The sequence below is a fragment of the Leuconostoc fallax genome (genome assembly GCF_004354645.1).
In the GTDB taxonomy this organism is placed as follows: Bacteria; Bacillota; Bacilli; order Lactobacillales; family Lactobacillaceae; genus Leuconostoc_B; species Leuconostoc_B fallax.
This window is the reverse complement of record NZ_PUFI01000015.1, coordinates 194,710-209,020: the sequence shown is the minus strand read 5'-3', so window position 1 is coordinate 209,020 and position 14,311 is coordinate 194,710. Positions and strand designations below refer to the sequence as shown.

18 protein-coding genes and 1 tRNA gene are annotated in these 14,311 nt (G+C 37.8%); 16 read left to right on the top strand and 3 right to left on the bottom strand.

Going from position 1 to position 14,311, the window contains the following annotated elements; genetic code table 11:
• Positions 1-26 precede the first annotated feature (26 nt).
• From rpmI to C5L23_RS07715, 3 genes are all read left to right on the top strand, one after another.
• On the top strand, positions 27-224 hold the full coding sequence (rpmI, locus tag C5L23_RS07725; protein WP_010008581.1) for a 50S ribosomal protein L35: 198 nt from the start codon (positions 27-29) through the stop codon (positions 222-224).
• A gap of 108 nt (positions 225-332) precedes the next feature.
• The gene (gene rplT, locus C5L23_RS07720) at positions 333-752 is read left to right on the top strand and encodes a 50S ribosomal protein L20 (protein ID WP_010008580.1); all 420 of its coding nucleotides are present in this window, start codon (positions 333-335) and stop codon (positions 750-752) included.
• 80 nt (positions 753-832) lie between these two features.
• On the top strand, positions 833-1,789 hold the full coding sequence (locus tag C5L23_RS07715; RefSeq protein ID WP_010008578.1) for an LCP family protein: 957 nt from the start codon (positions 833-835) through the stop codon (positions 1,787-1,789).
• 48 nt (positions 1,790-1,837) lie between these two features.
• Here C5L23_RS07715 and ppcA read toward each other — a convergent pair whose 3' ends face one another.
• Positions 1,838-3,358 carry a phosphoenolpyruvate carboxylase gene (gene ppcA, locus C5L23_RS07710; protein ID WP_010008576.1) on the bottom strand — a complete coding sequence of 507 codons (1,521 nt, stop codon included), beginning with the start codon at positions 3,356-3,358 and terminating at the stop codon, positions 1,838-1,840.
• A 247-nt stretch (positions 3,359-3,605) separates the two neighbouring features.
• Here ppcA and C5L23_RS07705 point away from each other — a divergent pair.
• Together C5L23_RS07705 and C5L23_RS08545 are read left to right on the top strand one after the other, a co-directional pair.
• A tRNA-Asn gene (locus C5L23_RS07705) sits at positions 3,606-3,677 on the top strand.
• 133 nt (positions 3,678-3,810) lie between these two features.
• Entirely contained in the window at positions 3,811-3,981 is a 171-nt protein-coding gene (locus C5L23_RS08545; RefSeq protein ID WP_010008574.1) for a hypothetical protein, read from the top strand.
• A 79-nt stretch (positions 3,982-4,060) separates the two neighbouring features.
• On the opposite strand, the gene rnjA is transcribed toward C5L23_RS08545, so the two are convergent.
• Positions 4,061-5,743, bottom strand: coding sequence for a ribonuclease J1 (gene rnjA, locus C5L23_RS07700; RefSeq protein ID WP_010008572.1), 1,683 nt, complete (start codon positions 5,741-5,743; stop codon positions 4,061-4,063).
• Complete coding sequence (locus tag C5L23_RS07695; protein ID WP_010008571.1) at positions 5,743-5,955, bottom strand: DNA-directed RNA polymerase subunit epsilon; 213 nt, start codon at positions 5,953-5,955, stop codon at positions 5,743-5,745. The genes rnjA and C5L23_RS07695 overlap by 1 nt, the downstream gene beginning before the upstream one ends.
• A gap of 143 nt (positions 5,956-6,098) precedes the next feature.
• Here C5L23_RS07695 and C5L23_RS07690 point away from each other — a divergent pair, with 143 nt between their 5' ends.
• The 11 genes from C5L23_RS07690 to recN all read left to right on the top strand — a co-directional run bounded on the left by C5L23_RS07690 (position 6,099) and on the right by recN (position 14,289).
• The gene (locus C5L23_RS07690; RefSeq protein ID WP_010008570.1) at positions 6,099-6,665 is read left to right on the top strand and encodes an LOG family protein; all 567 of its coding nucleotides are present in this window, start codon (positions 6,099-6,101) and stop codon (positions 6,663-6,665) included.
• Positions 6,666-6,703: 38 nt separating this feature from the next.
• A complete protein-coding gene (locus tag C5L23_RS07685; protein WP_033192958.1) occupies positions 6,704-7,177 on the top strand; it encodes a MarR family winged helix-turn-helix transcriptional regulator in 474 nt (157 codons plus the stop codon).
• Between the two features lie 101 nt (positions 7,178-7,278).
• Entirely contained in the window at positions 7,279-7,842 is a 564-nt protein-coding gene (efp, locus tag C5L23_RS07680; protein ID WP_010008568.1) for an elongation factor P, read from the top strand.
• 123 nt (positions 7,843-7,965) lie between these two features.
• Positions 7,966-8,424, top strand: a complete 459-nt coding sequence (locus tag C5L23_RS07675) for an Asp23/Gls24 family envelope stress response protein (RefSeq protein ID WP_010008567.1) — start codon at positions 7,966-7,968, stop codon at positions 8,422-8,424.
• Positions 8,424-8,831 (top strand): transcription antitermination factor NusB, encoded by a 408-nt coding sequence (gene nusB / locus C5L23_RS07670; protein ID WP_133264629.1) that lies wholly within the window; start codon positions 8,424-8,426, stop codon positions 8,829-8,831. The genes C5L23_RS07675 and nusB overlap by 1 nt, the downstream gene beginning before the upstream one ends.
• Before the next feature lie 75 nt (positions 8,832-8,906).
• Positions 8,907-10,205: an exodeoxyribonuclease VII large subunit gene (gene xseA / locus C5L23_RS07665; protein ID WP_133264627.1), complete on the top strand. Its 1,299-nt coding sequence runs from the start codon at positions 8,907-8,909 to the stop codon at positions 10,203-10,205.
• The gene (locus C5L23_RS07660; RefSeq protein WP_010008566.1) at positions 10,186-10,407 is read left to right on the top strand and encodes an exodeoxyribonuclease VII small subunit; all 222 of its coding nucleotides are present in this window, start codon (positions 10,186-10,188) and stop codon (positions 10,405-10,407) included. Before xseA ends, C5L23_RS07660 begins: the two co-directional genes overlap by 20 nt.
• Positions 10,400-11,278 (top strand): polyprenyl synthetase family protein, encoded by an 879-nt coding sequence (locus tag C5L23_RS07655; protein WP_010008565.1) that lies wholly within the window; start codon positions 10,400-10,402, stop codon positions 11,276-11,278. The genes C5L23_RS07660 and C5L23_RS07655 overlap by 8 nt, the downstream gene beginning before the upstream one ends.
• A gap of 6 nt (positions 11,279-11,284) precedes the next feature.
• Positions 11,285-12,118, top strand: a complete 834-nt coding sequence (locus tag C5L23_RS07650) for a TlyA family RNA methyltransferase (protein WP_010008564.1) — start codon at positions 11,285-11,287, stop codon at positions 12,116-12,118.
• Positions 12,111-12,566, top strand: a complete 456-nt coding sequence (locus tag C5L23_RS07645) for an arginine repressor (protein ID WP_133264625.1) — start codon at positions 12,111-12,113, stop codon at positions 12,564-12,566. Before C5L23_RS07650 ends, C5L23_RS07645 begins: the two co-directional genes overlap by 8 nt.
• A 43-nt stretch (positions 12,567-12,609) precedes the next feature.
• The gene (gene recN / locus C5L23_RS07640; RefSeq protein ID WP_010008559.1) at positions 12,610-14,289 is read left to right on the top strand and encodes a DNA repair protein RecN; all 1,680 of its coding nucleotides are present in this window, start codon (positions 12,610-12,612) and stop codon (positions 14,287-14,289) included.
• Positions 14,290-14,311: the final 22 nt, after the last annotated feature.

The window sequence follows — 14,311 nt, the reverse complement described above, 5'->3', positions numbered from 1 at the left end:
AGAGAATTTAAATTAGGAGATTAGTCATGCCAAAGATGAAGACACACCGCGCATCAGCAAAGCGCTTTAAAAAGACAGCCAACGGTGGTTTGAAGTCGGCTTCTGCTTATACTTCACACCGTTTCCATGGTAAGACAAAGAAGCAACGTCGCCAATTACGTGGTACACGTATGATGGATTCTACAACAGTTAAGACATACGCTAAGTTGCTTAGCCAAATTTAATTAGGCGATAAAACAAACATAAATATTAATTGCAATATTTATTGGTTTGATTCGAATACTAGCATATAGTGCAGTATGAATTCATTGATTATCTAGGAGGAAATACCCATGCGAGTTAAGGGTGGTACAGTGTCACGCGCACGTCGTAAAAAGTTTATTAAGTTGGCTAAGGGATACCGTGGTCAACGTCGTATTAATTTTAAAGTTGCTAAGCAACAAGTTTACAAGTCATACTTGTATGCTTACCGTGATCGTAAGAATACAAAGCGTAACTTCCGTAAGTTGTGGATTGCACGTATTAATGCAGCAGCGCGTATGAATGGTTTGTCATACTCAAAGTTGATGCACGGTTTGACATTAGCTGGTTCACAATTGAACCGTAAGATGTTAGCTGATTTAGCTGTTTCAGATTTTGAAACTTTCTCAGCATTAGCTAACCAAGCTAAAGAAGCTTTGGCTTCAGAAAATGTTTTAGTTAAAGAGCGTCAAGCTGCTACAACTGAAAAGACTGTTTCTGTTGAACGTTAATCAAGAGGGCCTTGTATAATATAAGGTCCTTTTTGCTATGGAAATTATAAATTTGAATCTCATATATACGAGAGGGAACCATGGAAAAGAATACACGTCAATCACGTCATGAAGCACCGAAGAAGAAGCATACTTTGCGTAAAATAATTTTATCCATAGTTGCGTTATTAATTATCGGTATTATTGGTACTGGTGCTTATGCTTTCTTTAGCGTTAACAGTACCATATCTAAGATGCAAAATAATTCTAAATACACAAATACAAAACAAGCGGATAAAGCAACAAGTAAAAGTAAACCAATAACATATTTACTTCTTGGTACAGATACCGGTGAATTGGGAAGAGACTACAAAGGTAGAACCGATACGATGATGGTTATGTCGGCTAATCCAAAGTTGAAATCAACAACCATTATGTCTATTCCACGTGATACATATGTTAAATATCAAGGTAGTCCAATTAAAATTAATGCGGCCTATACTTATGGATCTGAAACGACAGCTATTGATGCTGTTCAAGATTTACTTGGTATTAAGATTGATGGTTATGCTTTGATTAATATGGGCGGTTTAGAAAAGATGGTTAATGCCGTTGGTGGTGTTGATGTGACATCACCTTTGACTTTTACCTATGAAGGCGAGAGCTTCGTCAAAGGACAGACTTATCATCTCGATGGTTCGCAAGCTTTGAAATTCTCGCGGATGCGTTATGATGATCCTCAAGGTGATTATGGTCGTCAAAACCGCCAACAATTAATTATCGAATCTGTTTTGAAAAATTCAGCTAATGTTGGGACTCTGTTTAATTCAAGTTTGTTGAACACAATGTCAAATAACATACAAACAGATATTTCAACAACGTCGTTGAAGAATTTAGCATTAAATTATCGTGGTGCCCTAGGTAATATTAAACAAGATCACCTACAGGGTAATACGCAAATGATTGATGGACAAAGTTTTGAAGTTGTACCCCAATCAGAATTAACACGTGCACAAAACGTTATTCTTAAGCAACAAGGGAAAACAACTGAACAATGATAGAAGAAAAAACCTTGACAATTCGTCAAGGTTTTTTTATATAAATTTTTAACCAAGAAAATGACGTAATTGGGCCATTCGGTTAATTAATGCCTTAATTGCTACTGATGAACCATCTTTAAATTCGACGATTTGTTGTGCAATTTCAGCATGTTGCTTTTCTTCTCGAGATTTTGGACCGATATCAAAATTGAACTTGCTTTGAAGAATTAAGATATCTTGTTCGACATCTGCCCAAGCGGAATTTTGTGTTTTCAAAATTTGCAAGGCATCTAAATTGATATAGCGTGCTAATTCGGTAAAGTCTTGTGCCATGCTTGGATAAGCTTTAGAAAATACACTGAGTTGATCTTCAGAAAGGCTGTCCAATGCACGACCAAAACCAATGAATTCTGGTGGTACACCAATTGAATAGAATGAACCAGTGAAGTTGATGGCACGTGGTAGCTCAATACCGTCAACTGAACGTGAGTAACCTAGAACGCCAACGTGTTGGCGACGATCACGACGCTTAGGAAAAGCTTTGAAGATAGGCTGTAAATCAGGAATTAAGTTATCCAGTGTGTGATGATAGAAACCTGCTGAAGATTTAGCAATATCAATTAAAATATCTTTATCATCATCACTGATTTGTAATGGCGTAACAGCTGGTAATTCTTCTTTTAACTTTGCAATGGCTGATTGTACTTCGTCAATAGGGAAATCATAACGGAAAGCTGATTGTACTGTTGCTGTCCGAATACCAGGGAATTCACGAATATAACGTTCGATACGACGAGGTGATAAACCACCACGGAAGATAGCCGAACCAGTACCAGAAATTGGGAATATTTCAATATTTTCGCGTTCTGCAAATTCATATAACCGAGCAATAGCTAATTTGTTTCCGGTAATTGAGCTCATAAAACCATCTGTCAAAGCAGAATCCGAACCAGCTAAGAATACGCGCATGTATTTTGGTTTAAAGCCAAAATGCTTTTCGTGAAGAGCTAAGTATTCAGTTAAAATTTCTGGTGCGTGTAGTTGTGTTTCAAATCCCTCGAATAATGGAATCATTTCGATATAAGGAGTATTTTTAGGTGAATTACTTGTAAATTCTTGGCTTTTGAAAATAGCGAGCTTTTCAAAAAGTTTCTGCATTTCAACAATTTGATCAGCACGTTCAGCCATTGGTAGAATAGCTTCAAAAAGAGGGCGATGAGAGAACCCTAGATCGTTTGAAAAATCTTCAGAGCTCAGAAATGCCGTCATAGCTTGCATTAAATTGTAGCCTTTTTCTTCCCAAATGTTTGGGAAACGGAAAGTTAGAAATTTATCACGACCAAGTTGATGTTGCTTAAAGTAATCATACTCGGTACTGAAAAGTCGGTCGATGACCGCAGCATCAGCATGTTTACCTTCCCAGTCCCACATATACTCATCAACATCCAATTCTGAAAAGTTTTCAAAAGCTTCTGTTGTTTCACGATAAGCGCTAATGAATGGTTGCTGTGATGTATCCCAAAATGGTGCGTTGGCATTATCAGGGTGTTGTGTTCCCATAATTATTGGTATATTGCGATTAACCATAAATTTCCTCTTTCTTAATTACTTCTTCTAGTTTACCATGTGTGTTCTTGAGTTTCAGCTCATATTATTAATTTTTAGTGATATTTTTTATTAAAATAATAGTCAATGTTCGTTATTTTACTGTGCCAAAAGGATTTGATACTTATGATAATAAAATGTGTAATTATATTGAATATATAAATAGTATTTTAATGAAAAGGTTGACAGTGTGACGCTACCGTGTTAATATTAACGAGTAAGTTTTTATTGCTCCATAGTTCAGCGGTAGAATAACGCACTGTTAATGCGCAGGTCCCTGGTTCGAATCCAGGTGGAGCAGTCATAATGTTAATACAGAATCGTAGTTGGTTAAGCCAGTTACGATTTTTTGCACTATAATGAGTGGGTGAACTAAAATAATCACATTTAAACTAGTCTAACGTATTATAAATTAAAAAGATGAAAGGTATCATATGCAGAAGAAAGATTTTGTACTGAATATATTCTTAACACTAGTCATGGTTATATTTTTATTTTTAAAAGGGCGCTATATTGATGACCATGCCGTCATTGTGTTTGTTGCTTTTGTTGTGGTTTTGCTATTAATTTGGGGACCGCAGATATATAAGATGATTAAAAAATAATGCTTAGTTATCTTAAATGATTCAAGCGCTAATAAAAAATGCTGTTCCAACGAGTAGACGTTGAAACAGAATTTTTCTTTTATACCATAATTAGCATTGGCAAAATCATGGGTTTACGAGCAGTCTCTTTATAGAGAAATCTTGATAAATCGTCAATAACAGCTTGACGAATATCAGATTCAGTAGCATCTTTACGCATCATTGCTTTACGAATGGTGGTAAAGATGACGCGGCGACCTTCATTAATTAATTCACCAGATTCACGCATATAGATGAAACCACGTGACAAAATATCTGGCCCAGAAAGAATTTCTTTATTAGTCAAATCAATGGTTGCTGTTGCAATAACTAAACCATCTTGAGATAGTTTTTGTCGATCGTGTAGGACAACGCTACCAATGTCACCGATACCTGATCCGTCGATATAGGTATCCTCAGCAGGGAAGTGACCAGCGATGCGTGTACTTTCACCGTCTAAGGCTAGAACATCACCATTTTCTAAAATAAAGGTATGATCTTCTGGCATATCTAATTCGTGCGCCAAACCAGCATGAACACGTAGCATACGATATTCACCGTGAACTGGCATGAAGTATTTAGGCTTCATTAACGCTAACATTAACTTTTGTTCTTCTTGGCCACCATGACCAGAAGTGTGAATGTTATTCATTTTACCGTAAATAACATTGGCGCCACCTTCTTCTAGTTTATTAATCACAGCATTAACAGATGCTGTGTTACCAGGAATAGGAGAGCTTGAGAAAATAACGTTATCCTTAGGCTTTAGTCTAATTTGCTTGTGTGTACCTTCAGCAATACGTGCTAAAGCTGCCATAGGCTCACCTTGAGAACCAGTTGACAAAATTAATAATTCATCATCAGGAATATTCTTAATTTCGTTTTGTTCAACAATGGCATCATCAGGAATATTGAGATAACCTAGAGCACGACCGTTAGTTACGGCTGATTCCATAGAGCGGCCGAACACAGCGATTTTTCGACCATGCGCAATAGCTGCATCAGTTGCCATACGAACACGGTTCATATTCGAGGCAAAAGTCGCGAATATAATTCTACCGTGCGGCATTTTATCAAACAAGCGATTAACTGATTTAGCGACCCAGGCTTCTGATTTTGTCCATTCTGGACGTTCAGCGTTGGTGGAATCACTCATCATCAATAAGACGCCATTTTCACCAATTTTGGCCATTGACCAAAGGTTAGGTGGCTGCTTAGTAGTAGGGGTTAAGTCGAACTTGAAATCACCTGTTTCGACAATTGTGCCAACAGGCGTGTGCACTGCAACACCGAAAACATCTGGAATAGAATGCGTTGTACGGAAGAATTCAACACTGACTTTGTCAAATTCGAGTAAAGAACCATCCGTAATTTCGTGTAATTCAACACGATTCAACATTTGTTTTTCTTCAAGTTTATTTTTAATTAAGGCCATTGCCAGTGGACCAGCATATACTGGTACGTTAACAGCTTGTAAGAAATAGGCGATGGCACCGATATGGTCTTCATGTCCGTGAGTGATAACCAGTGCTTTGACGCGATCGATATTGTCAACTAAGTATGTGTAGTCTGGAATAACATAATCAATACCCAAAAGTTCATCTTCTGGGAACATAATGCCTGCATCCACGACGATTATTTCGTCTTGATACTCAATACCGTAAGTATTTTTACCGATTTCACCTAAACCGCCTAGCGCATATACTGCGACTTCATTAGGTTTAATATCAACAGAATATGTCATTAGAATGTTGTGATTTCGAAGTTAGGGTTGGCCTTTTCGTAAGTCACGCCCTTGTCAGTTAACTCTTCGATATACTCCACATTATATTTTGTGCTTGTTTCTACGATTTCACGAGCTTGTGGCAGACTTTCTGCTTCAAGGTAAAGTGAATGTGTTGTTTCACGCTTTGGATTACGCTCAGCGTGTTCTTGATAATAGACTTTGTAAATCATAATGCCTCCAAAAAATTAAATTGTCACGAACGGTCGGAACCGAAAACCTTATAATATTGTAGCATATATTGAGGTATTAAGGTATTCTACTAGACAAATGACGGGGTATTTGATAAATTAAGCTAGAATGGGGTACGGCATAAATGATCAAGTTTAATCGAATTAAATCTGTCGCAGTTTTTATGGGTTCTTCTTTCGGTGATGATACCATTTACGAGCAACAAACAATTGAAATGAGTCGATTAGTTGCGCAACATCAGCTTCGGATGGTGTATGGTGGTGGTAAGGAAGGTTTAATGGGTGTAGCTGCTCATAGTGTTATGGCAGCCGGGGGCGAAGTGATCGGTATTAGCCCCATAACGTTATCAGCAGAAGCCATTGATCCGGATGAAATCACACAATTTATTGAAGTTGATTCAATTGATGAACGCAAGCAAATGATGATAGCTGCTGCTGATGCATTTATTGTATTACCTGGTGGCTTTGGCACTTTGGAAGAATTAGCTCAGGTCATTAGTTGGGCTAAAATTGACTTGCATAGTAAGCCATTAGCATTACTGAATACAAAAGGCTTTTATGATTCGTTGTGGCGATGGCTTATTGATTGTGTTAATTGTGGTTTTGTTCAGCAGAGTGAATTGGAATATCTACATATTTTTGACCATCCATTAGATATTTTTACCTATTTTAAGTCGTTTGATGATGTATAACTAGCCAAATATATAGAGGAGGCTAAATAACAACCAATATGATGAATGAACATGAAGATTTAATGTTTAGTGCAATTGACATTTACATGTCCGCTTTAAAACACATTGAAGAATTAATTTCACAACCAACGAGTCAATATGGTGTTTCTTTTGAACAATGGTTAATTTTAAATGAGGTCGTCAATAGCCAAGAAGCAACGACAATGACACGTATTGCACTTGAGCGCAATGTGACAAAGGGGGCTGTTGCACGCCAACTCAAGCCGTTGTTGGAACAACAATATTTAAAACAAGAGGTTGATAAAGATGATCGACGACGTGTTATATTAGTTGTGACAGATAGTGGTCGGGCCGTTAACCGAAAAATTTTGTCAGCAGTTAATGAGCGTTTCAGCCGTTGGGTCAATATTTTTGGTAGAAATGAATCACGGCAATTACTTGATTTGTTAAGTAAATTTGATCATTTGATTGTGCAACCGCAACTTAAAAATAAGACCGATAGTATTGAATGAACACAAAATATATGTTAAAATAATTCGTTGTTTGTCTAAAATATATAGGCAACTTTCTGGTATAATAATACTAATTTATAATTTAAAGAGGAATTGATATCATGGCAATTGGCATGAACGATTTAAAGACTGGTTTGACGATTGAGTATAACAACTCAATTTGGCGTGTATTGGAGTTCCAACACGTTAAACCTGGTAAGGGCGCAGCGTTCGTCCGTTCTAAGTTGAAGAACTTGCGTACTGGTGCAGTTAACGAAGTCACTTTCCGTCCTGGTGATAAGTTTGAACAAGCTGAAATTACGACACGTCCAATGCAATATTTGTACGCTGACGGTGATTCACGTGTATTCATGGATACTGAAACATATGATCAAGTATCTATCCCTGATGATCACATCAAGGACGCACTTAAGTTCTTGCTTGAGAATGCTGAAGTTAAGGTAACAACTTATCAAGGTGAAATTTTAGATATTGAACTACCATCAACGGTTATTTTGGAAATCACTGAAACACAACCTGGCATCAAGGGTGCAACAGCAACTGGTTCAGGAAAGCCTGCAACATTAGAAACTGGTGCCGTCATTACAGTTCCTGATTTTGTTAATTCTGGTGAAAAGATTATTGTAAATACTACTGATGGTGGTACTTATAAGGGTCGCGCCTAAGTACATGCTTAAAATGTGGTCAATTTAGTTATTTTATTCAACGTTGGCGATCACGTTTGTTTTAAACGTAAAGTTTCGCTTAGCGGAACTTTTTATTTTTCACACCAATCGAGGAGGACATCAATGGCAAAAGAAACAAAACACAGCAAGCAAGACATGCGTAATATTTTGTTAGCAGAGTCTGAAGAAGATACAGGTACAACACAAATCACACCAGAAGTGATTGAAGTGATTGCACAAATTGCGACACAAGAAGTTAGCGGTGTTTATTCAATGCGTGGTAAGTTATCTGATAAATTCACACGATTATTTGGTGCTACGGCTCGAGGTAAGGGTGTTGTATTGCACCAAGCGCTACAAGGACTTATCATTGATGCTTATGTCTTCTTAGAATATGGTGTGGCAGTGCCTAAAGTTGCTTTGAATATTCAAAGTGCAATTAAATCACAAATTGCGTCAATGACTGATTTAACAGTCACTCAAGTCAATGTACACGTTAGTGGTATTATCCCAGATAAGCGTGTTAGTACAATTGATCCAAATAATTTATTTGGGGAAGATGATATGGGGTCAAAAGATTAATGGCGAAATTATCACGTCACGCATCAAGACAAGCAGCATTTCAAATTCTATTCGCGTTAGAAAAAGATCCGACGAATAATAGCATTGATAGTCTGTATGAAATAGTATTAGATGGTAAAAGTTTTGATGATTATTTACCAAGTTTAGTTAATGGCGTTTTGGGAACCAAAGCAGAACTAGACGAAAAAATTTCATCGCATTTAGCACCAACATGGGCGCTTAACCGAATTAATAAAGCTGATTTGGTTATCTTGCGCTTGGCAATATATGAATTGACTACTGTTGAAGCCGTGCCTTATAAAGTCGCTATTGATGAGGCGGTTGAGTTGGCCAAAACATTTGCTGATGAAAAGGATCGAAAATTTGTAAATGGTGTCTTGAAACATTTTGCACCAGTTGAAGAATAAATCGCAATTATGCGATTTTTTTTGTATATATACAGTTTCGATTGGTATAATTGTTGAGAAGACTTGAGGTGAACAATGGCAAATAACCAATACTTATCAGTAAGCGCACTAACCGCTTATTTGAAAAGAAAATTTGATGCTGATCCTTATTTAGCACAAGTGTATGTAACGGGTGAAATATCCAACATGGGTCGCCGTCGAGGGCGACATTTATATTTTTCAATTAAAGACCCTAACGGTAATGCAGTAATAAGTGCTGCTATGTTTTCGTACGAAAAGCGACTAAAATTCAAACCAGAAGAGGGCATGAAAATAAATGCTATTGGTCGTGTTCAACTATATGAGCCGAATGGTAGCTATTCAATTATTTTGGAACAAATGTCGCCAGATGGTGTCGGCGAACTTTTCTTGGCTTATGAACAATTAAAGAAAAAGTTGAAACAAGAGGGTTTGTTTGATTTACCCAAGCAAGCTATTCCGCGTTTTCCCAAAAAAATAGCAGTCATAACTTCTCCAACTGGCGCAGTTATTGAAGATATTGCTCGGACCGTACAACGCCGCTACCCAAGCGCACAGGTTGTATTGTTTCCGGCAAAGGTTCAAGGCGCTGGCGCGGCAGAAAATGTCACAGCACAAATTTTGAAGATTGATGCTATGGCAGAATATGACACATTGATTGTTGGTCGTGGTGGTGGATCAATTGAAGATTTATGGGCTTTTAATGACGAGACGTTGGCGAGGACAATTGCTAATGCTAATTTGCCAATTATTAGTTCGGTAGGACATGAGACGGACACGACATTAGCTGATTTTGTTGCAGATCGTCGTGCGGCAACGCCCACAGCAGCAGCAGAGATTGCAACACCATTAACGAAGCAACAAATTCAAGAGCGTATTTATGAACTAAAAATTCGCCAAATCAATATTTTGCGGCGACACCTAGCAGAAAAAAAGCAACGTATCCAACGTATCAAGCAACATGTCATTTTTCAACAACCGGATCGTTTATATACTGGATATAATCAACGTGTCGATAATTTATCACAAGCAATCGTTCGTACAATGAATCAACGTGTAACCTATGCACAACAGGCTGTTACCACAATGCTTAATCGTGAACGTCAATTGCGCCAACAATTATTGAAACCATCACAAGAAAGATTACATTTAGCAAGTGCAAAGCTAGATTTGGTTAGTCCGCTAAAAACCTTGTCCAGAGGCTATGCTATTGTGAGTGACCAAGAAAAAATTGTAAAATCAATTGATGATCTGCATGTCGGTGAAGATGTACAGGTACGATTAGCGGATGGTTATGCTAAAACAACAATCAAATTAACTGAGAAGGAAGAAATAGATGGCAACACCAACATTTGAAGAAAAACTTGAAAAACTTGAAACAATTGTTTCACAACTAGAGCAAGGTGATCGCCCATTAGAAAGTGCACTGTCAGATTTTCAAGTCGGCATTGGTCTTGTTAAGGATTTACAAGCAACCTTAAAAGATGCTGAAGATACTTTGGCAAAAGTGATGGATGATGACGGTAATTTAACAGACTTAGAGCTAACCAATGACTGAATTAGAAAAATTTATAAATAAATGGCGACCTAAAGTTGATCAGCAGCTAGAACAAGACTTGAATCAGGCTACTTTGGATGAAGATTTAAACGCTATGATGAAGTATGCTGTTCTAAATGGTGGTAAAAGGTTACGACCACTCTTAACTTTAGCTGTAGTGCAAAGTTTTGGTCGTACGATTACGGCTGATATTTTAAAAGCAGCCTCGGCAGTAGAATGGATACATTCTTATTCCTTAGTTCATGATGATTTGCCTGCAATGGACAATGATACAATGCGCCGTGGTAAGCCAAGCGTGCATGCTTTGTTTGGTGAGGCTAATGGTATTTTAGTTGGCGATGCATTATTAACTGGCGCTTTTGCAATTTTATCAGATTCTAGATCAAATGAAGATGTGCAGACACGTTTAGATTTAATACAAGCCTTATCAGCGCTTGCGGGTGGTTATGGGATGGTTTATGGGCAAGTTAATGACATGCGTAACCATAATAATACGGATGATAACAATGCTGATATTGGTGTTGATTGGTTATTAAGCGCTGTCCATCGCCCTAAAACAGCAGCGTTGCTCACATATGCAAGTGAGGCGGGGGCTATGTTAGCACAACAGCGATCAGTTCAAACTCATTTACGACAATTTGGTGATAGTTTTGGCGTTGCCTATCAGATTCAAGATGATATTGATGATACAGCGCAAGCTTCTGATACTGAAGTTGGTACTTTACCGCATATTATTGGCATTGAAGCATCACGTGCGCAACGTGATGACTATTTGCAACGCGCACAGCAGGCATTGCAACAGATCGAAACTGATGTTGCAACTTTTGATCCTGCGTTATTAAATGACTTTTTAAATTTAATTGGAGACTAATGTAACATGGCTATTGAAAAAGAGCGTGTTGATATATTACTTGTACAACAAGGCCTATTTACGTCACGTGAACAAGCAAAACGAGCGGTTATGGCTGGCCAAATTTTAGGGCATAATGAAGAACGCTTAGATAAGGCAGGACAGAAAATTCCGGTCACAACTGAGCTACATCTTAAAGGGGAACGACTGAAATATGTTTCACGAGGCGGTTTAAAATTAGAAAAAGCGATCCAAGATTACGCGCTTTCAGTGACAAATAAAGTAGTATTAGATATCGGTTCATCGACAGGTGGTTTTACAGATGTTGCCTTACAGAATGGCGCACAACGTGTTTATGCCTTGGATGTTGGTACGAATCAATTGGTATGGAAGTTGCGCAATGATGAACGTGTTAAAGTTATGGAAAATACCAATTTCCGCTATTCTAAGCTAGAAGATTTTAAGTTTGGACAGCCTGAATTTGCTACGATTGATGTATCGTTTATTTCGTTAGGCTTGATTTTGCCACCTCTGGCACAAATTATCAAACAAGATGGCTATGTCGTTGCCTTGGTTAAGCCACAATTTGAAGCAGGTCGTGATAAAGTTGGCAAACATGGTATTGTCAAAGACCCGAAGGTTCATCGCGAAGTCTTAGAAAAAGTCACGCAATTAATGCTTGAACATGGTTTTAGTATTCGTCATTTAACTTATTCACCCATAAAAGGTGGGCAAGGGAATATTGAATTTTTGGCAGTTATTCAACGTGATAATGATCCGCAAATAGCTGATGATATTAATATCGATCAGCTCTTAGAGAGAACGTATCATCAATTGAATCAGGAGCCGGTTCATGAATAAAAAAGTACGCCAAAAAGCACTACTTGATTTAATTAAAGCTAAAAAAATTGGACGACAAGAAGATATTGTGGCTCATTTTATCTCACTTGGCGAACAAATCACTCAAGCTACTGTGTCTCGTGATATTAATGAGTTAGGTTTGGTTAAAGTACCCAATTCAAAGGGTGGCTTTCATTATCATTTACCGCAAAAAAATGATCGACCGCATTTACAACGGCTTAAAAGAGCGTTGCAACAATCATTTTTGAGTGTTCGTGCCCAAAAGCAAATGCTACTCATGAAAGTACAGCCTGGAAACGGCCCCTTGGTTAGCAAATTGCTAGAACAAGTACAATTACCTGAAATTTTTGGTACGATAAGCGATGATGATTCTGTTCTCGTATTATTGAAAGACGGGTATACCGCACAACAAGCTATTAGTATGATTCAAAAAATGTTAGAAAAATAGTTTAAGGGAAATGATATAGATTATATATCAAAAATAACGTGATATGCTTGAAAATTTAGTTATTGAAAATTTCGCTATAATTGAAAAAGTTGATCTACAGTTTGATAAGGGAATGAGCGTTTTAACCGGTGAAACAGGTGCTGGAAAATCCATTATTATTGATGCATTGACATTGCTAACTGGTGGCCGCGCTAGTTCTGATATGGTTCGTCATGGTGCTCGTAAGGCAACTCTACAAGCTGTTTTTAGCGTGCCAAACAATCCCTTATTACGTCATTTATTGGATAATAATGGTATTGATACAAGTGAACAAGAGCTGATTATTTATCGCGAAGTTAATATTAATGGGCGTAGTACAATTCGTATTAATGGCTTGCTTGTGAATTTGAAGACTTTAGCTATGGTCGGCCATTATTTGGTGGATATTCAAGGTCAAAACGATACACAGCAACTCTTGAATAATGATGAGCATTTGGTGTTGCTTGATGCTTTTGGTGGTGATGATTTACAAAAGATTAAGCAAACATATCAAGGCGTATTTGAAGAATTTCGCACGGTAACACAGCAAATTCATAAAGTCCAAACCTCTCAACAAGATATTGCGCAACGTTTAGATTTGCTAAAATTTCAAAAGGAAGAGCTTGCTGCAGCAAACCTACAACCAGATGAAGAAGATAAGTTATTAGATGCGCGTAGTAAACTCAGCAATTATAAAAAGATCGCGGACCGTTTACAAAATGTTGAGTACACATTAAATACTGAGCAACACGGTGCGGTTGATTTATTAGCAGATGCCATGCAACAATTACAAGAAATTGCGACCTACGATGAAGCATTTGCGCAGCTATCAGAGACGGTATCGGAAGCCTATTATACGGCACAAGAAGTGGGGCGTGATGTTGATGAGCAACTGAGTGAGTTGACTTATGATGAAAATGAATTAATTAGAATAGATGATCGTTTGCAGCTAATCCATTCGCTTGAACGAAAATATGGTGCAACGATTCAAGATATTTTAGTATTTCAAGATAAAATTACGCGTGAACTATCGGATATGGATAATGGTGTTTTGGACATTGAGCATTTACAAGAGCGTCGCGAATCATTAAGGCTAACGTTGAAGTCACACGCTATAAAATTACGTGATGCAAGACAGAATGTAGCGCATCAGCTGGAGAAAAATGTGAATCAGCAATTGTCAGATTTATTGATGAGCGGTGCGGAATTTGCGGTACATTTTGATACAATTAAAGGCTTTTTGTCTACAGGAACTGATAAAGTTGAATTTTATGTACAAACCAATATTGGTGAGGGGATGGCACCATTAGTGAAGATTGCTTCTGGTGGTGAAGCAGCACGTCTGATGTTAGCATTAAAAACAACGTTTGCTAAGCAACAACATATTATTTCAATTGTTTTCGATGAAGCAGATACGGGTGTTTCTGGTCGTGTGGCTCAAGCGATTGCCAAAAAAATGCTAACAATTGCTACTGATTCTCAGGTTCTGGCAATTACACATTTACCTCAGGTTGCCGCCGCAGCGACACACCATTTCTTAATTGCAAAAGAAACAACGCATGATCGAACGTTGACGCGTGTTAAACCATTAGATGAAGCGAGTCGAGTAGAAGCTATTGCCATGATGTTATCTGGGGATGATATTAGTGAAACAGCATTAGCTAATGCACGTGATTTACGGCAGCAAAGCCAACATCTAAATTAAAAAGCACTGGGCTTATAGCACC